At 64.9% G+C, this 22244-nt stretch carries 14 protein-coding genes and 2 pseudogenes; 6 read left to right on the plus strand and 10 right to left on the minus strand.

What is annotated here, in order from left to right; translation table 11 throughout:
- Positions 1-211: 211 nt before the first annotated feature.
- Positions 212-547, minus strand: a pseudogene (locus PSRA_RS06955) (DUF3073 domain-containing protein); the annotation flags it as partial.
- A 337-nt stretch (positions 548-884) separates the two neighbouring features.
- On the opposite strand from PSRA_RS06955, the gene trpS reads away from it, so the two are divergent.
- The gene (gene trpS, locus PSRA_RS06960; RefSeq protein ID WP_094661183.1) at positions 885-1976 is read left to right on the plus strand and encodes a tryptophan--tRNA ligase; all 1092 of its coding nucleotides are present in this window, start codon (positions 885-887) and stop codon (positions 1974-1976) included.
- A 48-nt stretch (positions 1977-2024) separates the two neighbouring features.
- Here the strand turns inward: trpS and PSRA_RS06965 are convergent, their stop codons facing one another.
- On the minus strand, positions 2025-2459 hold the full coding sequence (locus PSRA_RS06965; RefSeq protein ID WP_094661184.1) for a sterol carrier family protein: 435 nt from the start codon (positions 2457-2459) through the stop codon (positions 2025-2027).
- A 283-nt stretch (positions 2460-2742) separates the two neighbouring features.
- Here PSRA_RS06965 and PSRA_RS06970 point away from each other — a divergent pair, with 283 nt between their 5' ends.
- Entirely contained in the window at positions 2743-5208 is a 2466-nt protein-coding gene (locus PSRA_RS06970; protein ID WP_094661185.1) for a glycogen/starch/alpha-glucan phosphorylase, read from the plus strand.
- Between the two features lie 1257 nt (positions 5209-6465).
- Here PSRA_RS06970 and PSRA_RS06975 read toward each other — a convergent pair.
- Positions 6466-8403, minus strand: coding sequence for a hypothetical protein (locus PSRA_RS06975; protein ID WP_143516395.1), 1938 nt, complete (start codon positions 8401-8403; stop codon positions 6466-6468).
- Between the two features lie 148 nt (positions 8404-8551).
- Positions 8552-9331: a rhomboid family intramembrane serine protease gene (locus tag PSRA_RS06980; RefSeq protein WP_094661187.1), complete on the minus strand. Its 780-nt coding sequence runs from the start codon at positions 9329-9331 to the stop codon at positions 8552-8554.
- A gap of 188 nt (positions 9332-9519) precedes the next feature.
- Between PSRA_RS06980 and PSRA_RS06985 the strand changes: the two genes are divergently transcribed.
- Positions 9520-9741, plus strand: a complete 222-nt coding sequence (locus PSRA_RS06985) for a hypothetical protein (RefSeq protein ID WP_094661188.1) — start codon at positions 9520-9522, stop codon at positions 9739-9741.
- A 202-nt stretch (positions 9742-9943) separates the two neighbouring features.
- On the opposite strand, the gene crgA is transcribed toward PSRA_RS06985, so the two are convergent.
- On the minus strand, positions 9944-10450 hold the full coding sequence (gene crgA / locus PSRA_RS06990; protein ID WP_094661189.1) for a cell division protein CrgA: 507 nt from the start codon (positions 10448-10450) through the stop codon (positions 9944-9946).
- 157 nt (positions 10451-10607) lie between these two features.
- Between crgA and PSRA_RS06995 the strand changes: the two genes are divergently transcribed.
- From PSRA_RS06995 to PSRA_RS07005, 3 genes are all read left to right on the plus strand, one after another.
- Positions 10608-11549: a DUF881 domain-containing protein gene (locus PSRA_RS06995; RefSeq protein ID WP_158216362.1), complete on the plus strand. Its 942-nt coding sequence runs from the start codon at positions 10608-10610 to the stop codon at positions 11547-11549.
- Positions 11550-11551: 2 nt separating this feature from the next.
- Positions 11552-12841 (plus strand): class E sortase, encoded by a 1290-nt coding sequence (locus PSRA_RS07000; protein ID WP_094661191.1) that lies wholly within the window; start codon positions 11552-11554, stop codon positions 12839-12841.
- A gap of 65 nt (positions 12842-12906) precedes the next feature.
- Positions 12907-13557 carry an anthranilate synthase component II gene (locus PSRA_RS07005; RefSeq protein ID WP_094661192.1) on the plus strand — a complete coding sequence of 217 codons (651 nt, stop codon included), beginning with the start codon at positions 12907-12909 and terminating at the stop codon, positions 13555-13557.
- A 93-nt stretch (positions 13558-13650) separates the two neighbouring features.
- On the opposite strand, the gene pknB is transcribed toward PSRA_RS07005, so the two are convergent.
- The 5 genes and pseudogenes from pknB to PSRA_RS07030 all read right to left on the minus strand — a co-directional run bounded on the left by pknB (position 13651) and on the right by PSRA_RS07030 (position 22241).
- Positions 13651-15762 (minus strand): Stk1 family PASTA domain-containing Ser/Thr kinase, encoded by a 2112-nt coding sequence (gene pknB / locus PSRA_RS07010; protein ID WP_094661193.1) that lies wholly within the window; start codon positions 15760-15762, stop codon positions 13651-13653.
- Positions 15763-16361: 599 nt separating this feature from the next.
- A pseudogene (locus PSRA_RS07015) lies at positions 16362-17267 on the minus strand (serine/threonine-protein kinase); the annotation flags it as partial.
- A complete protein-coding gene (locus PSRA_RS07020) occupies positions 17264-18721 on the minus strand; it encodes a peptidoglycan D,D-transpeptidase FtsI family protein (protein ID WP_094661194.1) in 1458 nt (485 codons plus the stop codon). The gene PSRA_RS07020 and the pseudogene PSRA_RS07015, both read right to left, overlap by 4 nt.
- The gene (locus tag PSRA_RS07025) at positions 18718-20460 is read right to left on the minus strand and encodes an FtsW/RodA/SpoVE family cell cycle protein (protein ID WP_245834940.1); all 1743 of its coding nucleotides are present in this window, start codon (positions 20458-20460) and stop codon (positions 18718-18720) included. The genes PSRA_RS07020 and PSRA_RS07025 overlap by 4 nt, the downstream gene beginning before the upstream one ends.
- Positions 20457-22241: a PP2C family protein-serine/threonine phosphatase gene (locus tag PSRA_RS07030; protein WP_094661195.1), complete on the minus strand. Its 1785-nt coding sequence runs from the start codon at positions 22239-22241 to the stop codon at positions 20457-20459. Before PSRA_RS07030 ends, PSRA_RS07025 begins: the two co-directional genes overlap by 4 nt.
- Positions 22242-22244: the final 3 nt, after the last annotated feature.

The following is a 22244-nucleotide window of genomic DNA, read 5'->3' on the forward strand; positions in this document are numbered from 1 at the left end:
CGAAAGAAAACAAAGCCGGGCGGATGGCGACCACCACCCGCCCGGCCAGGCATGAGACGTTATCGAGACGTTATATATGGCCTCGCAGCGCCATGCGCCGCACGCCTCTCAGCCAAAATCACTTCGCCGAATCGTCGGTCTCCGCCGCAGCGGACTCCGCGGATTTCTTCGACGCCGCGCCGCCCGGCTTACCCGGCTTGCTCGGGGCTGTTTTCATGGAGAAGGCTCCGGGCTTGGGCATGGGGAACGGCTTGTGGGGCGCCAACGGCTTCACGGCCTTCGGCTGCTCCTCCGCCTTCCTCGCGGCCTCTTCCGCCCACTTCGCGTATTCGTCGAGCTCATCGGACGACGCCGTATCTGCGACGGACGACTCCTCGCCCTCGGATTCAGAATCGACGATGTCTGCGAACGGATCCGCAGCCGACGGCTGCTCCTCATCCTGGTGAGCGAGCTCCTCGGCGAGTTTGTCGTAATCCGTATCAGTAGTCAGATATTTGAGCTTACGTGCGATCTTGGTCTGCTTAGCCTTCTGACGTCCGCGGCCCATCCGACCCCCTTTACGTCAGTCTAGATGCCTTAAGGCACAGTTGTTTGCTAAATCATCATTCAGTAGGTTACCACCTAAAATAGGTTGTCGGCTTTCGCTTTTACCATGAGAACAAAATTCTTCCCCTCGGATGCGTCACAGATGCGCCACGGATGCGCCACGGATGCGTCGGACACGCGATTCGGATGCGAGTCCGATGGCCCGACGCGCCCGGCATGCCCGTGGGCACCCCGGCGGGCGCCCGGGACCTTACGGAAGCCCCGCATGCCGCAGGCCCCATCGTGACCCATCGTGATGTATCCGCCAGCCGGGCAGAAGCCGATCCAAGGAGACTCACATGGCCGAAGAACAGGCGGTAACCGCAGCAGGAAACGAAATCAGCGACACGTTCCTCGCCGAGAAGAAGCGCTCGGACGAGGTGCTCGGGAAACTGCACGCGAACCCGGGCGCCTACACGATGCTCACCGGCGACCGCCCGACCGGACGCCTCCACCTGGGCCACTACTTCGGCTCCATCAAGGAGCGCGTGGCCATGCAGAACCTCGGCGTGAACACGAATATCATCATCGCCGACTACCAGGTCATCACCGACCGCGACACCACCGAGCACATCGGCGACAACGTCATGGGCCTCGTGATGGACTACCTCGCGGCGGGCATCGACCCGAACAAGACCATGATCTACACGCATTCCGCGGTGCCGGCCGAGAACCAGCTCATGCTGCCGTTCCTCTCGCTCGTCTCCGAGGCCGAGCTCGAGCGCAACCCCACGGTGAAAAGCGAGATGGAGGCCTCCGGCCATGCGCTGACCGGCCTGCTGCTCACCTACCCCGTGCACCAAGCGTGCGACATCCTGTTCTGCAAGGCCAACGTGGTGCCGATCGGCAAGGACAACCTGCCGCATGTGCAGATCACGCGCACCATCGCGCGCCGTTTCAACAAGCGCTACGCCAAGAAACACCCCGTGTTCCCGGAGCCGGCGGCCATCCTCTCCGACGCGCCCGAGATTCCGGGCCTCGACGGACGCAAGATGAGCAAATCGTATGGCAACTCGATCATGCTCGGCGCCACCGCGGAGGAAACCGCGAAGCTCATCAAGAAGAGCCCGACGGATTCCGAGCGCCGCATCACCTTCGACCCGGTGAACCGCCCGCAGGTCTCCGCGCTGCTCACCACCGCCGGCCTGTGCACCGGCCGCAAGCCCGAGGACATCGCCGAGGAAATCGGCGAGGCGGGCGCCGGCGCGCTCAAGCAGTACGTGACGAAGGTGGTCAACGATTTCCTCGCCCCGCACCGCGAGCGCCGCGCGCAGCTCGAGAAGGACCCCGACTACGTGCGCGACGTGCTGCACGACGGCAACAAGCGCGCCAACGAAATCGCGAACCAGACGCTGGACGAGGTGCGCGAGGCCATGGGCATGAAGTACTGAGCGCCCGGGCCCGCTTGATTCACGGGCCCGCTTGATCCACGGGCCCGTTCAATCCACGAGGGGAAGGAAGCGGCTCAGGTCGTCGCGTTCGCCGACGGCCGCTATATGCCCCGCCTCCTTCTCCTCCGCCCACGTCGTGATGCCGCAGACCATGCGCAGCCACACTGCGGGCTCCAGCTCGATCACATCGGGTGGCGTCAGGTTATGGGGATCCGACGCCGGCCCTTCGAGAACCTTCACCGCCGCATACGGCGCCACGCGCACCTCGACGCCCGGACCGGGCGCGATTTTCTCCAGCGCATACAGCGAATAGCGCACGGCCATCGCCATCGTGCGGCGCGGCAGACGGGGCGACACGCCCATCCGCGCCGACGCGGGCGCCTGCGCTCCCCCGCATTGCGCGAGCGCCTCGCGCGCCGCATCGTTCCATCGTGCCAGGCTTTCCTTGCCCTCGAGCACATCCCTGTCGTGAATCACTGCCATACCGCCGATTGTGCCACGATGCCGCGGCGATGGGAGCGTTTTCGCCGCGTGCACAGGCCGGCGCAGCGGGAACGGAATCGAAACATCGTGTAAAAACATGACCAAAAACACGATGGGACCATAAAAAACGCCGCGAATGCGCCGATACCCCGCTTTTCTGAGTAGGGCTTGCATTACTATGGGAAAGCGTGCAATTTCAGTTATCGCTGAGGCGAGTCATGAGGCGCGCAAAATCCGGCGAATAACGTGCATGAAATTGAAATTACCAAGAAAGAGGGCCTGTATGGCAGCATCTACTGCACCCCACAACCCCATGTCCGCCGCGGACTTCGCCAACGAGATCCGCTACGAGCTCAAGTACACCCAGGGCGTGACCCCGAAGGAAGCTACCGTTGACGACGTGTATGTCGCTGCTGCGACCGCCGTCCGCAAGCATCTCGTGGATTCCTGGGAGACCACCAAGCAGGATATGGTCAACGGCAACACGAAGGCCGTCGGCTACCTCAGCGCCGAGTTCCTCATGGGCCGCCAGCTGCAGAACGCCCTGCTGAACTCCGGTCTGACCGAGCAGTTCGACGAGGCCGTCAAGGAGTTCGGCTTCGAGGCCAAGGACGTCATCGACGCCGAGTACGAGCCGGGCCTCGGCAACGGCGGCCTGGGCCGTCTCGCCGCCTGCTTCATCGATTCCCTCGCGTCCCTCGGCGTGCCGGCGTTCGGCTACGGCATCCAGTACCAGTACGGCATCTTCAAGCAGAAGTTCGATGAGAACGGCAAGCAGATCGAGACGCCGGACTACTGGCTGCTCAAGGAGAACCCGTGGGGCCACACCGACTACAACCGCCAGGTGCACGTGTCCTTCGGCGGCGAGGTCAAGGACGGCAAGTGGGCCCCGGCGTGGTCCGTGCGCGCCATCCCGGTCGACTACATGGTTCCGGGCTACGCCTCCGGCCGTGTGAACACGCTCCGTCTGTGGACGGCCAAGGCCGAGAACGAGCTCGACCTGCTCACCTTCAACAAGTCCGAGTACACCGAGGCCGTGGCCGAGCAGATCAAGGCCGAGACCATCACCAAGATCCTGTACCCGGAGGATTCCACCAAGGTCGGCAAGCAGCTGCGCCTCGAGCAGCAGTACTTCTTCGTCGCCGCCTCCATCCAGGACGCCATCCGCACGTTCTACCCGGGCCAGGACAAGCCGGATCTCACCACCTTCCCGCAGAAGATCTGCTTCCAGCTCAACGACACCCACCCGGTGATCGGCATCGCCGAGCTCATGCGCGTGCTGCTCGACGACTACGGCTACGACTGGAACACCGCGTGGGACATCACCTCCCACACCTTCAACTACACCTGCCACACGCTGCTGCCGGAAGCCCTCGAGCAGTGGCCGGTCGAGCTCATCTCCGAGCTGCTGCCGCGCCATATGCAGATCATCGAGGAGATCGACCGCCACTTCGTGGAGGAGCTCAAGGGCCTGACCACGGACCAGGAGAAGATCGACCGCATGCGCATCATCTCCACCGATGACGAGCCGAAGGTGCGCATGGCTTACCTCGCCACCGCCGCCGGCCAGCACGTCAACGGCGTGGCCGAGCTGCACTCCGAGCTGCTCAAGGACGTCACCCTCAAGGACTTCTCCGACCTGTACCCGCAGAAGTTCACGAACGTGACCAACGGCGTGACGCCGCGTCGCTTCGTCAAGATCGCCAACCCGCGCATGTCCGACCTCATCACCGAGGGCCTCGGCACCGACGCGTGGATCTCCGACCTCGAGATGCTCAAGGGCCTCGTGCCGCTGGCCGACGACCCGGAGTTCGTGAAGAAGTTCGCCGAGGTCAAGAAGGCCAACAAGCGTGACTTCGCCGCGTTCGCCAAGCGCAAGTACGGCTTCGACGTGGATCCGAACACGATGTTCAACTCCATGATCAAGCGTCTGCACGAGTACAAGCGCCAGGCCCTGAAGATCCTTTCCGTGATCTCCACCTACGCGAACATCAAGTCCGGCAAGATCAACCCCGACGACCTCGTGCCGCGCACCGTGTTCTTCGGCGCCAAGGCCGCCCCGGGCTACTACCTGGCCAAGCAGACCATCCAGCTCATCAACAACGTCTCCCGCGTCGTCAACAACGACCCGGCCGTCAAGGGCAAGCTGGCCGTCTACTTCCCGTGGAACTACAACATCGAGCTCGCCGAGAACCTCATCCCGGCCACCGATCTCGATGAGCAGATTTCCCAGGCCGGCAAGGAAGCCTCCGGCACCGGCAACATGAAGTTCGCCCTCAACGGCGCCCTCACCGTCGGCACGCTCGACGGCGCGAACGTCGAGATCCGCAACCTCGTGGGCGCGGAGAACTTCTTCCTCTTCGGCATGGATGTCAACGAGGTCACCGACCTGTACGCCAAGGGCTACGACACCAAGGGCCTGTCCCGCGGCTACTACGAGTCCGATCCGGACCTCAAGCAGGCGATCGACATGGTTGCCGACGGCACCTTCTCCAACGGCGACAAGGACACCTACAAGGATCTGGTCAACGACTGGCTGACGAAGGATTACTTCATGACGCTGGCCGATTTCCGCTCCTACATGGATATCCAGTCCAAGATCGAGGAGACCTACCGCGACGAGCAGAAGTGGGCCCGCATGGCCGTGCTCAACGTGGCCAACTCCGGCTACTTCAGCTCCGACCGCTCCATCAAGGACTACCTCGACCGCGTGTGGATGACCGGCGCCATGCCGGCCCACGAGGCGTAAGAGGCGTTTCGGCGCGTGTTCGGCGCGGGCGCGTGAGCGCCTGACCGCGCGCGTCTTCCTTTGAGCGCCAGGCGTCCCTCCGCAAGGAGGGACGCCTTTTGTTATGCCTGCGCATGGCGTCCGCGTTGTCCAGAGTTATAGGACACATCGTGTGTCTGGTCCTGTCCGGGACCGTCTGTTGTTTCCGGGCGTGGCGGCACCCGCTTTAGACGATTTGGGGTCGGTTTTGCCTTGGCTGGGCGTCTGAATGGGCTTAGGCGGGTGCGACGGCACCCGCTTTACGGGATTTCGGCTGGATTCTCGGCGGTTTCCCCGCCGAGATGGCGTTGGGCGGGTGCGACGACACCCACTTTACGGGATTTTGGCCGGATTCTCGGCGGTTTTCCCGCCGAGATGGGCTTAGGCGGGTGCGACGGCACCCACTTTAGGCAATTTCGGGTTGTTGGGGGTTGCAGGACAAATCGTGTGTCTGATCCTGTTTGGGACCGTCTCCTGTTTCCAGGCGCGCCCCTGGCCTTGCGCGAGCGCGTCCGAACGGAGTTATCCACAATCGTCGTGTCGCTTCTCTGTTCGCGAACGTTCATTTAACGCACATTATCCACTTTTCCACACTGTTATCCACCATGGTTCACAACTTACACTTGTGTGTTTTGATAACTATCCCCAGCTTCCCACCATCAAAGTGAACAATAGTGGACAAACCTGTGGATAAACCCCGTGAGCCCAACGTTTGCAACGGCTCGGACTGTGGACGAATCGTGTATCGAAAATATCGAACACCCCGCGAACCGCACGTCGCCGCGGATAACACGGAATCGCACGCACCGAACGCGCGGAAAAACTATCCACACTATCCACCGACTTATCCACACCTTTGTGCACCCCTTGTCCACACGCACCCGCGGTGTCCCCACCAGGCGTCCACGGCGTGCATGCGCGCAATCGTAAACCTCCGAGCGCTGCACACCCCTCGGTCATCTCATCGCAACCGCCCGGAAACCGCCTGTTTTCAAGGCTTTCCGGCACTCCGTCACCCGGTCGGCTGACCAAGCACAACGCAGGGCGCGTCGCCGCGCCGGCAATCCGACGACAGCCGGCCTCGCTCCGCGCACATCGTCGGAACAACAACGCACAAACGCACATGTGCACTCACACGAGGCACACATGAGACGCACGAGGGGAAAAACCGGAAACAATAAGAGGAGGGAAGGAACGGGAATGGGGAACGGAGAGAGGAGACGCGCCCACCCCGCCCCGTCACGCCTCCGCGACGGCATCGCGCAACATGCCGCGGGAGCCGAGCATCTGCGCAACAAAGGCCATCGCACACATCGCACACATCGCGAACAGCGCCACGTTCCCCAGAGAGTAAAAATTCACAATGCCCTGCACGAACGGATGCGTGATGTACTGGGAGAACCACGCCACGGAGAAGCTGTACGCCGCGGCGATCCCGACCATACCGAGCATCACCACCCAGGCGAGCACCGCCATGCCAGGAATATGCCGCCTCCTGGCGCACCGCACAATCATGGCGACCAGCCCCAGCAGCGCCACCGCCGCCACCAGAATCATCAGCGCGAGATTCACCGCGCGGTAGACGGTGAAAATCGCGGTCGCAATCGAATTCATCCGAATCCTGTGCTCGGTCATTGCGGACGTGTCCTTGGTGCCATCCACATACGGCAGCAGCGTCATCACGGCGGCGGCATTCGCCACCTTCAGCTGGCCGGGATCGGTGTTGTCAGCCATCGACGCCTGTGCGCCCGGCGCGTAGTCGCGCAGCCGGATATTGCCGAAGCAGGTGGCCCGGAATATCTCGAGGAAATCCGCATCGAGCTCACTGGGGTATAAGCCGCCCACGCCGTCGGTGATCATGATGCGGTCGGTTTTCTTCAGCGTGCCGTTGGCGAATGCCGCGTCCAGCTCGGCGTTGACGTCATGGAACAGCGCCTCGGACTGCGCCTCCGACTCCCACGTGCCGCTGGCGATCATGGCCCATTTGATGCTCCATGCCAGAAGGTCGCCGTGCACGGACGTCCCGTCCGGATCCGCAGACGGCTCCTCCCACGGCGAGTGCAGCAGATCGTTGCACAGCTCCGGATACTTGCGCAGCGTGGGGGAAGCGTCGATCGCCTGGTGAATGGCATCGTTGGGGGCCCAGATCTCGTCCGTCCGCCACGGCGAATCGATGACGTACAGGCGGTTGAGGAATCCGCCGGCCTCGCCCGCGGTGCGAGTGTTAATCTGCGCCACGCCGAAGAAGCGCTTGTTGACGGCCTTGTATGCGGCGGTTGCGGCGACGAGCGTGGCGAAGGGGATGCAGACCGCGAGAAGCGCGGCGACGAGCCGGGTGACGGCCACGGCGGTGCCGCGGTTCCCGGCATTTTCCGCATTCCCCACGACCTTGCGGCGCCGGAAGTTGCGGATGGCGAAAATCACGGCCAGAACCGCGGCGACGGCCAGCGAATAGGTGATCCAGCTTCCGTTGTCGGCGATGTAATACGTGAAAGACAGCGCGAGCCCCAGCAGCACGGATACGACGATGACGGTGGCGTTCCGCGCGGTGTTGCCGAAGATCATGGCGAGCAGCATGATGGCAAGCGAGAAAACGAGGGCATACGACGGCGCCAGGATGGCATTGCGGTAGATTCTCGTGCCGCACCACGATTCGAAAGCCGACGGGCAGAACAGCACGTAGACATAGACGAATCCGGCGACCCATGCATTGCCGTTCGTCAGCAGCCAGGCCGCGCCATATGCCGCGAGCGCCGCCGCCACCCACAGCAGCGAGATCCCTACGGCGAGGTTGATGTGGAGCTCGTGGCATAGGTCGATGAACCACGGGAAAGACATCGCCTTCGACAGCGAATAGACGTCGGGCGTCGTGTAATGCGACGGCAGGGAGTAGTTCATGAGCAGCGCGTCGTCATAAAACTGGTTCGCGATGAACCACAGCCCCATGGCGTTGCCGAAGATGACGCGGACGATTCCCATCACGATGATGACATACGTCGCCGGGGCGCGCAGCACGCGCAGATACCACGGGGTCACGGAGGATGAAGGGGATGGGGAGGCGGAGGCGGAGGCAGCGGAGGCCGGAGCCGCGGAATCGGGGCGGGCCGGCGCGGCATGACGCGCGCCGTGACGCGCCCTCCCGCTATACGTTTCCGATTCTCGTCGCCATGAAGCCATCGTCTTCCCGATCTCTTAATGCTTCCCGCGGCCTCCCGAGCCCCCGAAAAGCCGGGGACGATGCCGCACATCATGCCGTGGTCAGTCTAACGGAGGGAGGGGAGATGGGCTAGCCCGCGTCATCGCCCCGACGCCCGCACCATCGTTTTTACAGCATCGCGAGGAAGGAGGAATACGCGCTCGTATGCATGCATACCAGCACCACGGCCGCCAGCACCGCCAGCACCACAACCGCCGACATGATGGTGCGCTGCAGGAAGTTCATCGCACGGCGCATGGCCGGCGTGCCGACCATCAGCGCGGTCATGCCGGAGCCACTGACAAGGCCGCCCACATGCGCCTGCCATGCCACGTTCGGCACGAAGAACGGAAGCGCCAGGTTCAGAAGCACGATTGCAATCATCGGACGCATATCCACCTTCGCGCGGCTGAACACCACAAGCAGCGCTCCGAACAGGCCGAAGATGGCGCCGGACGCGCCGTACGACGGGGTAATCCAGGCGGACGGGTCGTCGATGGCGCGTGCGTAGAGCATGTCGCCGGCGCCGCCGCCGATGCCGCCGATCAGATACAGCGCGAGGAACTGCCAGTGCCCGAGCATGCGCTCAAGCGGCTGCGCCACATACCACAGGGAGATCATATTGCACAGGATGTGCCAGATATCGAGGCCGGGCGCGTGCATGAACATCGACGTGAGGAACATCCACGGCTTCGATGCCACGAGGGCGGGCACGAACGACGCGTCGTACACCATCGAGAAAAACGCGAGGTGCTGTGAGTTGGCGTAATAGACGATTTCCTCGACGATCCACACGACCACGCAGATTGCGATGATCGCCTTCGTCACGACGGGGCCGCCGTGCTTCCATTCGTAGCGCAGACGGCGCATGGATCGCGACGGCGAGAAGTTTCGGATTCCTGAGCTCATGAGTCAACTGTATCCGCCTGCCCCGCCAGGCAGCGTGACACGCCGACCGACGACGCGCCTCAAGACACGCGACACGCCTCAATTTTCAGGAGTTTTGCGCTCTTTCCCCAAAGTGCACAATCGACGGAATAGAATGGGGAGAAACGGCTTGAAAGAGCAAGCCTGCGCTTTCGTGAAAGGAGCCTTCAATGGAGAACAAGTCTGGAAACGGCTGGAGGTTTTTCGCCATCCTCTTCGGAGCTTTGCTCGCGGGTGCGATCGGGTTCTACGTCTACAAGCAGAGGAATCCCGAGTACGATCCGTGGGAGGAGCCGTGGGAGAACAGCTCGTCGCCGGTCGATCTCGGTCTTGATGATGACGATGACGACGACACCCCGGCGGTCGAGACCGCCGAAGGCGAAGCCGCCTGAGTCGCGAATTCACTGACTTCCGTGCCGCGGCCAAGCCCCGCCATTCGGCGTTGCAGCCGGTAGCGTCGCCATTGGTTCTGCGGCACCACGATTTTCCGTACGATAATCATCCGTACGAAAACGTACAAGACTCTGTGGGGCGCATGACATCCGTCATGCGCCCCACAGTCATACGCGCTCACGCGCATCAGAAATCAAGAGATCAGTTCCACCACATGCTCATAACGAAGCCGACGAGCATAATGCCGAAGCCGATGAGGAGGTTCCAGTTGCCGATGCTCGGAATCGGCCAGGCGGCGGCGGTCGCGTAGTAGACAACGATCCACAGCAGGCCGAGGATCATGAGGCCGCACATCAGGGGCACGAACCACTTCGGGTTCGTCTTGGTGTCCTCGATGGTCTTCTCGACGCGGCGGCTTTCTTCCTTCTCACGGTCCAGGAGGCGGCGCATCTGCGGCGTCATGTTCTTACGATTGTCCTCGTCGAGAAGGGCGTCGACGGTTTTGACGTACTCGTCCTCTTCCTTGGCGTCGTCGGAGGCGTCGTCATCGTCGTCGGAGTCGGAGTCCTTGGTGTCCTTGGAATCCTCGGCATCGGCGGACTCGGCGGCCTTGTCGTCCTCGACTTCGGTAGCCTCATCGGTGGTCTTGACGTCTTCCTTCACATCGTCATCGGCGGCGGTTGCGAGGTTATCGTCCTTATCGGCCATGGGAAAGTCTCCTTCGGTTTAAGCTACTAGAACATAGTAGTGATTACAGTGGATTTATGGAAATGACGGCGCCCGCTGCGCACGCCCGCGCAGGCGCATGCCGCGCACGTCCGCAGCCACTGCGCCGCACACCCCGCCGGGGGAGGATGGAGGTGACATGACCACGCACAGGCACCGCCATCGCGCAACCCACGGCGGCAACGGCCATCACCTGCTCACCACCATCGCCGTCGTGGTCGTGACGGCCTTCGCCGGCTACATGCTCGTCGCGAACATCGACCTCAACCGAGACACCGTCGCCACCACGAACACGCGCGAGCTCATCGAGAAGCGCCAGGACCGCGCCAATGCGCTGACATCCGAAATCCACGACCTCTCGGTCAAACTCGACGCGGCGCGCGAACTCAACGGGAACATCACGGACTGGAACGTGCCGCCGACCGTGCAGGACACCGGCTCCGACACGATGCTCCCGAAGGTGGAGGGCCCAGGCATCTCCGTGCAGCTCAACGATTCCCAGTACTCGCTGGCGGCGATGGCCAATTCCGACGGTTCGGCCGACGCAAACGACTACGTGGTGCACCAACAGGATATCGAGGCCGTGGTCGACGCGCTGTGGCACGGGGGAGCGGAGGCGATGACGATCCAGGGCGTGCGTGTGGAGAACACGACGGCCGTGCGCTGCGTAGGCAACGTGCTGCTGCTCAACGGCCACACGTATTCGCCGCCGTACACGGTGCAGGCGATCGGCTCCTACGATGGCATGAAGGCGGCTCTCGACAGCTCCCCGACCATCCAGCTGTACCTCGAATATGTGAAGCAGGACGGCCTCGGGTGGAAGGTATCGCAGGAGGATACGCTTGTTTTCGACGAGACGCCGAGTTCGCTGCAGACGCTGAATTACGCGAAGCCCACGGACGAAAACGCGCTGGGCAACGATTCCTCCGCCGATGCATCGTCCGCCGACCCGCCGGGCACATCGGCCTCCGGCGCATCGTCCGACGCATCGGCCTCCGTGGGCGTCAACCCCAGCGCCGCAAACCCCAGCGTCGCCTCACCGACCACGACCGCCTCACCGACCACAACACAAAGCGAGTGACCATGGACAACACCACACCACGCAACACGCCGCAGACTTCAGGCGTGTCGCACGCTTCGCGCCATGGAGCGCCCCGGCGACACGCCGGAGTCACGCCCGGGCGTGTCGTGGATATCGTGGCGGGAACCCTCGGCGAACTCCTGCTTCTCATCGCCATCGTATGCGGCCTGTACATCGCGTGGCAGCTGTGGTGGACGGGCGAGGAATCCGAGCAGACGCAGACCCAGACCCTCACCGACGCCGCATGGAGCGCGCCCCGCACGAACTCGGACGGCTCCTACGCCATCGCGCCCGCCCAGTCCGCCGACACCGCGCCCGCGCTCACCACGCAGCCCGCAGCCGACTCACTGATCGGCCAGATCTTCATCCCGCGTTTCGGCTCGACGTGGAACCGCACCATCATCCAGGGAACGGAGCTCAGGCAACTCAATACGGGCGGCCTGGGCCACTACGCCACCAGCGGCATGCCCGGCGCGGTCGGCAACTTCGCCGTGGCCGGCCACCGCGCCGGATACGGCAACCCGCTGGGAGACGTCGACAAGCTCCAGGAAGGCGACGCCATCGTCATCCGCACGGCCGACTACTGGTACGTGTACACGGTTACGTCGCACGAGATCGTGCTGCCCACGCAAAGCGACGTCATCGACCCCGTCCCGCACGAGCCGAACGCCACGCCCACGCAACGCCTTATCACGCTCACCACATGCCATCCGCGCCTGCAGAACCCCACGCACCGTTGGATCGTATACGGGCAGCTCGCGTCGTGGTCGCGCGTCAGCGACGGCGTGCCGCAGGAAATCACCACCGCCGCCGACCAATCGAGCGGCACGCTGTTCACGCGCACGCAGACGCGCGTGCTTGGCGTCATCCCCGCGTCGACGGTGCGGGACCTGTCGGTTACCTGCCGTGCGCTGCTGCTCGCGTACCTCGTGGTCTGGCTCGCCGCCGCCATCGCCTGGCGCTGGCCCGCCCTGAGGCGCCACGGAAAAAGCGGCGCATACGATGGCGCAGGCTCCGGCGCAGGCGCGGGCTTCGGCGGCGCGGGCGGCGGAGGTTTCGGCGCAGACGGCGCAGACGCCCCCACCGCAACCTCCACAACCTCCGCCCGGCGCCCCACCGGCCTTTTCGTCTGGCTCGTGCGCCTGCAACCCGGCGTGCTGCCCATACGCATCGTGCTCGTCGTCATCCTTGTGCTGGCCGCGGTCGCGGCGCTGTTCCAATGGGTGTTCCCGTGGGCCGCGTCCACCATCCCGTACCTGCGCCTCGCCTCGAACTATGTGCCGCTTGAGTGACGCGCACCGCATATAATTCCGCTCAGAAACGGCGATGGCTGCGGCCGCATACCTAAGGAGGATGCATGGAATCCGCCCGCATCTTGGTGATCGACAACTACGATTCGTTCGTCTACACAATCGTGGGGTACCTGCAGACGCTCGGCGCCACCACGACGGTGGCGCGCAACGACGCCGTGGACGCGACAACGCTCGACCTGTCGCAGTACGACGGCGTGCTCATCTCCCCTGGCCCCGGCCAGCCGTCCGAGGCGGGCGCGAGCGAGGATGTGATCCGCGCCTGCGCCGAGACGGAAACGCCTATGTTCGGCGTGTGCCTGGGCCTGCAGGCGCTGGCCGAGGTGTTCGGCGCCGCCATCACGCACGCCCCGACCATCCGCCACGGCAAGACGAGCCCCATCGACCACGCGGATGACGAGATCTTCGCCGGCGTGCCGAACCCGATGACGGCGACGCGCTACCACTCGCTGTGCATCGATCCGGCCACGCTGCCCGACACGCTCGAGGTGACGGCGAAGGCCGAGGACGACGGCACCATCCAGGCCGTGCGCGTCAAGGGCAAGCCGATGTACGCCGTGCAGTTCCACCCCGAATCCGTGATGACCGACGGCGGCTACCGCCTGCTGGCGAACTGGCTGGCGTCCTGCGGCCAGACGAACGCCGTGGAGAAATCCGCGGGCCTCGAGCCCAAGGTGAGCGCGCATATCGACGATTAGCCCGCGCGCGGCGGCGCAGAAACGACAAGGCGGCGACCGGAATCCCGGCCGCCGCCTTTCCTATGCGCCTTTCCTATGCGCGCGAACGCTGCGCTACTGCCCGCTGCTCTCCGACGATGCGGACCCGGAGGGCGAGGCGGACCCCGACGGCGAGGCGGACCCCGACGACGACGCATCGCTGCCGCTGCTGCCGCCGCTGCCGCCGCCGGTCATCACCAGCGTCACGGTGGTGCCTTCCGGCACCGAGGCGCCTGCGGACACGGTTTCGCCGTTGACGGTCATGGAGCCGACCACGGAGCCCGACCCCGAGGAGCCGGATTTCGCGGCGACGAGGCCCATCGACTTCAGCGTGGCCGCGGCGTTGTCATACGTCATGCCGATCACGGACGGCACCGTGACGGTGGAAGGGCCGGTCGACACGTAGATCGTGATCTGCGCGCCCTGTTCCACATGCTCGCCACTGGACGGCGACGTGCGCGTCACCAGGCCCTCCGACACGCTGTCGGAGCTCTCCTGCTGCACCACCACGCTGAAGCCGGACTTGCTCAGCGTGGACTGCGCGTCGGACTGGCTGGAGCCCACGAGGTCGTCGGGCACCGTCGTCATGCCGTTGGAGATGTACAGGTCGACCGTCGTGCCCTCCTTGGCGCTTTCGCCATCGGCCGGGTCGGTGCGCGTCACCTTGTCTTTCGCCACGGTGGCGCTGTCTTCGGTGTAGATATTGCCCACCTTGAAGCCGGCCTTCTCAAGCGCCTGCTGCGCCTGCGCCTGCGTCTGGCCCGACACGTCGGGCACGGCCACGGACGACGGGCCGTCGGAGAACCAGCACGTCACGGTGCTGCCCTTCGCGGCCTGGGTGCCGCCGGCCGGATCCTGCTTCGTGAAGGTGCCGTCGGGCTCGGTGGAATCCGAGTCGACCTGCTCCTTGTATACGAAGCCGGCGGCCTCGATGGCGCTTTTCGCGCGGTCGCGCGAATAGGTGGAGTCGATCGTCGGCACCGTGACCATCTCAGGGTTCGCGCTGCTGTTGCGGCTGGTGAAATACCACACGCCGGCGGCGACGAGAAGGAGCACAACCACCACGGACGCCACGATGGCGGCGGTGCGGTGCTTCTTCTTCCTCTGCTTCTCGAGCTCCTCGGCGCGCGTGGGCTGCATGGTGCCCGTGGTTGCGGCCGGCGGCATGTAGCCGGTGTTCGTCGGCTGGTCGTAGGCCGCGTAGCCGTTGCCCTGGGCGTAGGAGTTCTGCGGCGTCGGCTGGACGGGCGGGATGTTGTAATCCGGCGTGTCCTGCAGCTTCTCGGTGGCGATGGGGGAGACGACGCCTGCGGCGAGCGGCGTGCCGCCGTTCATAAGGCGCACGATGTCGTCGCGGAACTCGCCGGCCGTGGCGTAGCGGTTCGTGCGGTTCTTCGCCATGGCCTTGGCCACGATGGCGTCCCATTCCTTGGGAAGGCCGGGCACGATGGCGCTCGGCGGCGTGGCCGTCTCGCTGACATGCTGGTAGGCGATGGCGACCGCGGAATCGCCGACGAACGGCGGGCGGCCGGTAAGCATCTCATAGAGCACGCAACCGGCGGAGTAGAGGTCGGATCGGCTGTCCACCTGCTCGCCGCGCGCCTGCTCGGGGCTGAGGTACTGCGCGGTTCCCACCACGCCCTGCGACTGCGTCATCGTGGTCTGCGAATCGTCGAGGGCCCGGGCGATGCCGAAGTCCATGACCTTCACGATGCCCTCGTCGGAGATCATGATGTTGCCGGGCTTGATGTCGCGGTGGATGATGCCCTCGCGGTGCGAGTACTCGAGCGCCGACAGCACGCCGATCATGACCTGGCCGGTGTCGTGCTCGCTGAGCGGGCCGTTCACCTTGAGGATGTCGCGCAGGGTCTGGCCCTTGATGTACTCCATCACGATGTACGGGACGCGCACGATCTGCCCGCGCTCGTCCGCGAACTCCTCGTCGCCCGAATCGTAGATAGCCACGATGTTCGGGTTGTTGAGCTTCGCGACGGCCAGCGCCTCGCGGTGGAAGCGCCGCAGGAAGATCTGGTCGGTGGCCAGGTCGGAGCGCATGATCTTGATGGCGACGGTACGCCCCAGGCGGGTGTCGGTGCCGATATGCACCTCCGCCATGCCGCCATGCCCGACGAGGTCGCCGACGGAGTACCTTCCGTTCGCGAGCGTCTGGGGAATGTACATGCTCATTGCGCACCATCCTTAGGTTGCTGCGTGTGCTGCTCGTGTGCTGTATTCGATGTTGATGTTGTGGATGCCGACGTGTCGCGACTCGCCTCGGATTCGAGGCGTGTTGCGTATTGCGTGCCGGTCGCCGCATGCGCCGGGGTCTCCGCCGCCACGCCGCCCGAGGCCGCCACATCGGCGATCGGGGGCAGGTGCACGGCCAGTCCGGTCTGCGGAGGGATCGCGGCCACGTTCCGCGCGCCGTGACGGGGCACGGGCGTTGCCACCGATGATACCGGTGTTACCGGAGGCATCGTGGAGCCCGTGGCGTAGGACACGCCTGACGCGCCGCCGCTTCCCGCCACATAGACGATGTCGGAGGACGAGGGCCCCGTGACCATGCCCTTCGGCTCGAAGGACTCGGGCATGGCGGGCATGGCGCCCGATTCCGCCGCCGAGGCCGAGGCGAAGGTGGAGGCCGCGGATTTGGCCGCCGCCGCAGCCGCCGCGTCGATGACGGGACTCGGGGCCGCGTCGAAATGCACGTCGATGACCCTGTCCGCCTCGCGGCTGCGCTTGATGGCGGCGCGGTCGGTGAGGTCGACCATCCATGCCGGCGGCTCGTGAGGGGCGCTGTAGACGGTGCGTCCGACGGGCCTCTGGCGCGCCACGCGCACGGGCGGGATATTCGCGGTCTGCTCGTCCCACAGATGGTCGAGGATCACCTGGAGGTTGCGGGACACCTCGAGGGCGTCGCGCGGCCTGTCCTTCGGATCCTTGGCAAGCATGCCCATGACGTATTCGCGCAGGCGCCAGTCGATGGAATCGGGCAGCGGGGGAACGGGCTCGTTCACATGCGCCGCCGCGATGTCGACGGAGGTTTTTCCTGTGAACGGACGATGCCCGCACAGGCCCTCGTAGGCCACCACGCCGAGCGAGTAGATGTCGGACTGCGGCGTGGCCTGCTCGCCCTGAGCCTGCTCGGGGGAGATGTACTGGGCGGTGCCCACCACCATGCCGTCCTGCGTGATCTGCGCCTGGTTCGTGGAATAGCTCACGCCGAAATCGGTGATTTTCACCTCGCCGTCCTGCGAGACCATGATGTTCGCAGGCTTGACGTCGCGGTGGATCACGCCATGCGAATGCGCCACGTACAGGCCGCGCGCCACCTGGATGAGAATCGGCAGGAGGTCGACGGCCGGAAGCGGCGCGCGCTCCTTGTAGATCTGCGCCAGCGACGGGCTGTCCACGTATTCCATCACAAGGAAGCCGACGCCGTCGTTCTCGTAGTAGTCGAACAGCGCGGCGATATTCGGGTGCGCGAGGTTCGCGGAGTTATGGGCCTCCGCGCGCAGACGGCGCAGCTTGTTGTTGTCGGGGTCCTCGAGGTCGCTGCGCAGCGCCTTGATGGCCACGGGGCGGTCGAGCTCGATGTCGACGCCGCGCCACACCTCTCCCATGCCGCCCTGCGCGAGGCGTTCCTCGAGGCGGTAGCGGTGGTGCATGATCTGTCCGGGAATCAACTTCATTGCGAAATCGCCTCCTGGAGCACGGCCTTCATGATCGGGCCCGCGATCTTGAGTCCGTAATCGTCGACGTTGTGCACCACCACGGCGATGGCGATCTGCGGGTCGTCCGCCGGCGCGAAGCCGGTGATCCACGCATCGATCTTGCCCTCGCCGTTCTGCGCGGTGCCGGTTTTCGCGGCCACCTGCACATTGCCGAAGTTCAGGGAGGGGAAGTCCTTGGTCACCATGCCGGTCATCAGCTGCGTCAGGCCCTGGGCGGTGCTCTGGCTGAACGGCGTGTTCAGCGTCGTGACCTTGGTCGAGGAAATCGTGGTGAGGTCGGGGCCGAGCACGCTGTCGACGAGAATCGGCTGGCGCTCCACGCCGCCGTTCGCCACGGTGGCGGAGATCATGCAGGCCTGCAGCGCGGTGGACGTCGTGTCGCCCTGGCCGATGGACTGCAGCGCGAGCTTGTCGTCGGTCACGTCGGTGGGGAACTGCGAGGCCACGGCCTTCATCGGGGTGTCGTCGGAGCCATCGTCAACCGTGACGGACGTGCCGTAGCCGAGCGCCTGCGCCATCGAGCCCACCTTGTCGGCGCCGAGCGAGACGCCCAGCTGCGCGAAGGCCGTGTTCGACGAGTAGGCGAAGGCGTCGGACAGCGAGATCTGCCCGTTCGTGCCGTTGCCCGGTGACTGCGCGTTCGTCAGCTGCGTGTCGGTGCCGGGAAGCGTATACGATGCGCCCGCCGGAATCTGGCTATCGACGGTGTACTGGCCGGATTCGAGCGCTGCCGCCGACACCACGATCTTGAACGTGGACCCGGGCGGGTACGTCTCGGACACCGCCTTGTTGAGCATCGGGTTGCCGCTTTGCGCGACAAGCGACTGGTAGGCGGTGTTGACGGCGGTTGTGTCATGCGAGGCGAGCAGGTTCGGGTCGTAGCTCGGCGTGCTCACCATCGCGAGGATCTTGCCGGTTTTGGGATCCATCGCCACGACGGCGCCCTCGTAGCCCTGCATCGCGTCATACGCGGTCTGCTGGAGCGCCGGGGAAATCGTGGTGCGAATCGTGGCGCCCGCGTTCTCCTGGCCGGTGAACAGGTTCTTGGCCTTGCTCCACCACAGCATGTTGGACTGTCCCGACAGCAGCGAGTTGCGCGACGATTCGATGCCGCGGTCCGCATTGACGGTGATGGAATAGAAGCCGGTGACGGGCGCATACACCGCGCCGTTGGTGTAGACGCGCTGGTAGCTGAAGGGGTCGTTCACGGCGTCGGAGCGCGCGATGACGGTGCCGTCGCTGGCGAGGATGGAGCCGCGCGGCACGCTGAACTGCGCGTACAGCGAGCGGCTGTTGCGCGGGTCGGCGTCGAGTTTGGTGGCGAAAACCGCTTGGATCATCGACGAGCTGAGTCCCAGGAGGACGAAGAGAACGACGATGACGTAGAAAAGATGGCGCAACGATTTATTCATCGGGATTCGTCTCCTTTCTTCGCCGATGGGAATGATGCGGGCTGGCTGGATGCCGCGGACGCGGCGGACGATGCGGCCGACGCGGCCGCATGCCGCGGCGCGGAGGACGGGGCGGGCGCCGGATTGTCATACGTGCTGTAGTCGAAGCCGAGGTCGAGAAGCGCCGGATCCTCTCCCTGGTAGGCGTTGGGATCGCGGTAGCCCTCGGTCAGCGGCATATTCGCCGTGCGCACGATGGCGGGCTCGGTATCGTATTCCGGCTCGCCCTCCGGGCGCGACGAAGGCGCAGGCACGGCGGCCGTCGTATTCGCCGCCCTCTGCTGGCGCCGCGCCGCCTGGCCGCGCTCGGCCGCGGCGGCCGCCTCCTTCTGGGCGTTGCGGATAACCTCGAGCGCCTCCTGCTGGAATTGCGAGTCGGAGGCGTCGACCTGCGGCGCGTTCGCGCCGTTCGACACAATGATGACGATGGTGACGAGCAGCAGGTTCGCCACCATGCTGGAACCGCCCGCCGCCATATACGGCAGCGTCAGGCCGGTCAGCGGGATGAGCAGCGTCACGCCGCCCACCACGGTGAACACCTGGAAGGCCATGGAGAACATGAGGCCGGCGGACAGCAGCTTGCCGAAGCCGTCCTTGATCTTCAGCGCCACGACGATGCCGAAGGAGACGAGCACGAGGTACAGGCACAGGATGGCTATGACGCCCATAAGGCCGAGCTCCTCGCCCAGCGAGGCGTAGATGAAGTCGGAGTTGCCCAGCGGCGTCAAGCCGGGCATGCCCTGGCCCAGGCCGGTGCCGAACAGGCCTCCGGACGACTGCCCGAACACACCGGTGACGAGCTGCTGCGAGCCGCCGTCGGCCCAGTACACGTCATTGTCGAAGGGGTGCAGCCACGCGGTGACGCGGCTGGCCACATGCGTGAACATCCTCGATGCCACGTACGCGCTGCCCGCGAAGAACACGACGCCGATGACGAGCCAGCTTTTCTGGCCGGTGGCCAGGTACAGCATGCACACGAACATAGCGAAGAACATCAGGCCGGTGCCCAGATCATGCTGCACGACGAGCACGGCCATCGACACGCCCCAGACCACGAGGATGGGGCCGAGGTCCTTGAGACGCGGGAAGCGGATGCCGAGCATCTTCCGGCCGCCCACGGCGAGGCGGTCGCGGTGGTCGAAGAGGTAGGAGGCGAAGAAAATGGCCAGGAACAGCTTGGCGAATTCGGCGGGCTGCAGCGTATGAGAGCCGAAGTGGATCCAGATGCGCGCACCGTTCACGGTCATGCCCAGATGCGGCACCATGGGGGAGAGCAACAGGAGCAGGCCGATGACCATCGACACATACGAGAACCGGCGGAAGCGGCGGTAGTCCTGCACGAGCACGAGGACCACCGCGCACAGGCCCAGGCCGAGCAGGAACCAGATGAACTGCCTCTGGCCGACGGCGGACGCCTCGCCGCTGGCGATCTCCTCCTCGTCGATGCGCGTGATCATGGTGATACCGATCAGGGCGAGAAGCACCACGATGGACAGCGGCGTGAGGTTGGCGTGCGGCTGGAACCGGATGGCCACGATGACGAAAACGAGAAGAATGACGACGAGAGCCGCGAAAAGCATGATGAACTCGCGCGGCACGTTTCCGCTGACGCGCATGAACATCTGGAACATCGCCAGGAATCCGAGCCCCACGGCAAAGACGAGGAGCAGGATCTGGCGGATGCGGGAGGCGGTTTTCACTGCGTGGCCCCCTGACCCGAGGCGGAGGCCGAGGAATCGGAGGTTGCGGAATCAGAGGCCGCGGAAGACGCGGCGGAGGGGTCAAGCGACGTGCCGACGGGCGCCGACACGGTAACCGACTCGGAGGCCGACGGCGTTGCGGAGGACGATGACTGCGACGGCACGCTGCCGGTGGAGCGTTGGCCTTCGGTGATGAAAACGTTGAGAAGCGCCTCGGCCTCGCTCTTGGAGCCGGCCGTCACGCCCTGCTGCAGGCGCTGCTGGGAGTTCTCGGACAGCCCGTCCACGCGGATATGCGACTGCTCCTCCACATGCGAGAGGTTGTAGCCGAAGACGTCGGTGTTCACACCTTGGTAGATAACCACGTAGCCGTTGGATTCGCCGACGTAGTACTGCGACTGCGACCACCGCCACGCGGCGAACAGGCCGCCGGCGATGACGAGCACGACGGCCGCGACGATGGCGGCGACGACACCGCGCCTGACGTGGCGGCGCTTGATGTCCTGCTTGGTCTGCTGCACCTTCTGGCGCTGGATGGCGTGCACGACGGCCGGATCATGCGGGTCGGTGCTTTCGGTGCCGTCCTGCTTCGTGACGACGGGGATCTCGCTTGTATCGGGCATGGGGTCTTCGGCCGCGTTGGGCATCAAAGACACCGGGCTCGCGATATTCGGGGTGTCCCCAGTCTCGGCATCGGACGACGACACGCCTGAATCTTCAGGCGTGTCGGCAGAGCGCACCTCGCGGTGCCCATCGTCTGCCACAAAAGCGCCGCCGTAGGATCCGACGGAATCGCCATCCTCGCCCTGCGGCGCGTCCGCGGCCTGGGCGTCGGCGGGATCCGCGGCATCCTCCTGGGCGGCGGCCATGAGTTCGGCCGCCTTCTGCGCGGGGGACTTGGCGTATTCGTCGCGCAGGCGCGGGGCCTGCGCCACCGTCGTGCCGAGGATCTCGGCAAGCGGCGGCAGGTCGGCGCTTACGGCGCCTCCCACCAGCGGAATCTGGTGACGGTGGCCCTGTTCCTCGGGGCTCAGCGGAATATTCGCATCTGCGATGACGGCCGTGCAATTATCGGTGCTGCCGGCTTTCAGCGCCATGCCGACGAGCTGCTGTGCGCAGTCCTGCGGATTCGTCACGGTTTCGAGCGTTTCGCGAATCGTGGAGTCGGATAGCACGCCGCACACGCCGTCGGAGCACAGCATCCAGCGGTCGCCGGGCTGCGCCTTGCGCACGGAGATGTCGGGGCGCGGATCGATGTCGAAATCGCCCAGCACGCGCATAACCACGTTGCGCTGCGGATGGTTTTTCGCCTCCGCGGGCGTGATGCGGCCCGAGTCGATCAGATGCTGGACGTAGGAATGGTCCTTGGTGGCGTGGATGATGCGGCCGTTGCGCAGAAGGTAGGCGCGGGAGTCGCCGATATGCGCCAGCACCCAGTGGTCCTCCACGAGGGTGACGGCGGTGACGGTCGTTCCCATGCCCGACAGCTTGCGCTCACGCTTCGCCTTGCCCACGATGGCGTCATGCGCGGCGATGACGGAGGTCTCCATCAGCGCGGCCACCTCGCCGACGCTCTGGGGCTCCGCGGGCTCGCGTTCGATATGCGCGAGGGAGCGCACGGCGATCGTCGACGCCGTGTCGCCGCCTGCGTGGCCTCCCATGCCATCGCAGATGGCGATGAGACGCTCACCGGCGAAGGAGGAATCCTGGTTGTTGCTGCGCACGTACCCGGTGTCTGACACCGTGGTCGAATACAGAAGAAGCGTGTTGCGGGTAGTCATGCG

The organism is Pseudoscardovia radai (assembly GCF_002259605.1).
Taxonomy (GTDB): domain Bacteria; phylum Actinomycetota; class Actinomycetes; order Actinomycetales; family Bifidobacteriaceae; genus Pseudoscardovia; species Pseudoscardovia radai.

Excerpts from the sequence above, each read along its gene's own strand:
- PSRA_RS06965 (WP_094661184.1), bottom strand. The coding sequence starts at position 2,459 with ATGGCAGTGATTCACGACAGGGATGTGCTCGAGGGCAAGGAAAGCCTG.
- PSRA_RS06995 (WP_158216362.1), top strand. The coding sequence starts at position 10,608 with ATGACCACGCACAGGCACCGCCATCGCGCAACCCACGGCGGCAACGGC.
- PSRA_RS06975 (WP_143516395.1), bottom strand. The coding sequence starts at position 8,403 with ATGGCTTCATGGCGACGAGAATCGGAAACGTATAGCGGGAGGGCGCGT.
- PSRA_RS07020 (WP_094661194.1), bottom strand. The coding sequence starts at position 18,721 with ATGAATAAATCGTTGCGCCATCTTTTCTACGTCATCGTCGTTCTCTTC.
- PSRA_RS07005 (WP_094661192.1), top strand. The coding sequence starts at position 12,907 with ATGGAATCCGCCCGCATCTTGGTGATCGACAACTACGATTCGTTCGTC.
- PSRA_RS06985 (WP_094661188.1), top strand. The coding sequence starts at position 9,520 with ATGGAGAACAAGTCTGGAAACGGCTGGAGGTTTTTCGCCATCCTCTTC.
- PSRA_RS07000 (WP_094661191.1), top strand. The coding sequence starts at position 11,552 with ATGGACAACACCACACCACGCAACACGCCGCAGACTTCAGGCGTGTCG.
- pknB (WP_094661193.1), bottom strand. The coding sequence starts at position 15,762 with ATGAGCATGTACATTCCCCAGACGCTCGCGAACGGAAGGTACTCCGTC.
- crgA (WP_094661189.1), bottom strand. The coding sequence starts at position 10,450 with ATGGCCGATAAGGACGATAACCTCGCAACCGCCGCCGATGACGATGTG.
- PSRA_RS07030 (WP_094661195.1), bottom strand. The coding sequence starts at position 22,241 with ATGACTACCCGCAACACGCTTCTTCTGTATTCGACCACGGTGTCAGAC.
- trpS (WP_094661183.1), top strand. The coding sequence starts at position 885 with ATGGCCGAAGAACAGGCGGTAACCGCAGCAGGAAACGAAATCAGCGAC.
- PSRA_RS06980 (WP_094661187.1), bottom strand. The coding sequence starts at position 9,331 with ATGAGCTCAGGAATCCGAAACTTCTCGCCGTCGCGATCCATGCGCCGT.
- PSRA_RS06970 (WP_094661185.1), top strand. The coding sequence starts at position 2,743 with ATGGCAGCATCTACTGCACCCCACAACCCCATGTCCGCCGCGGACTTC.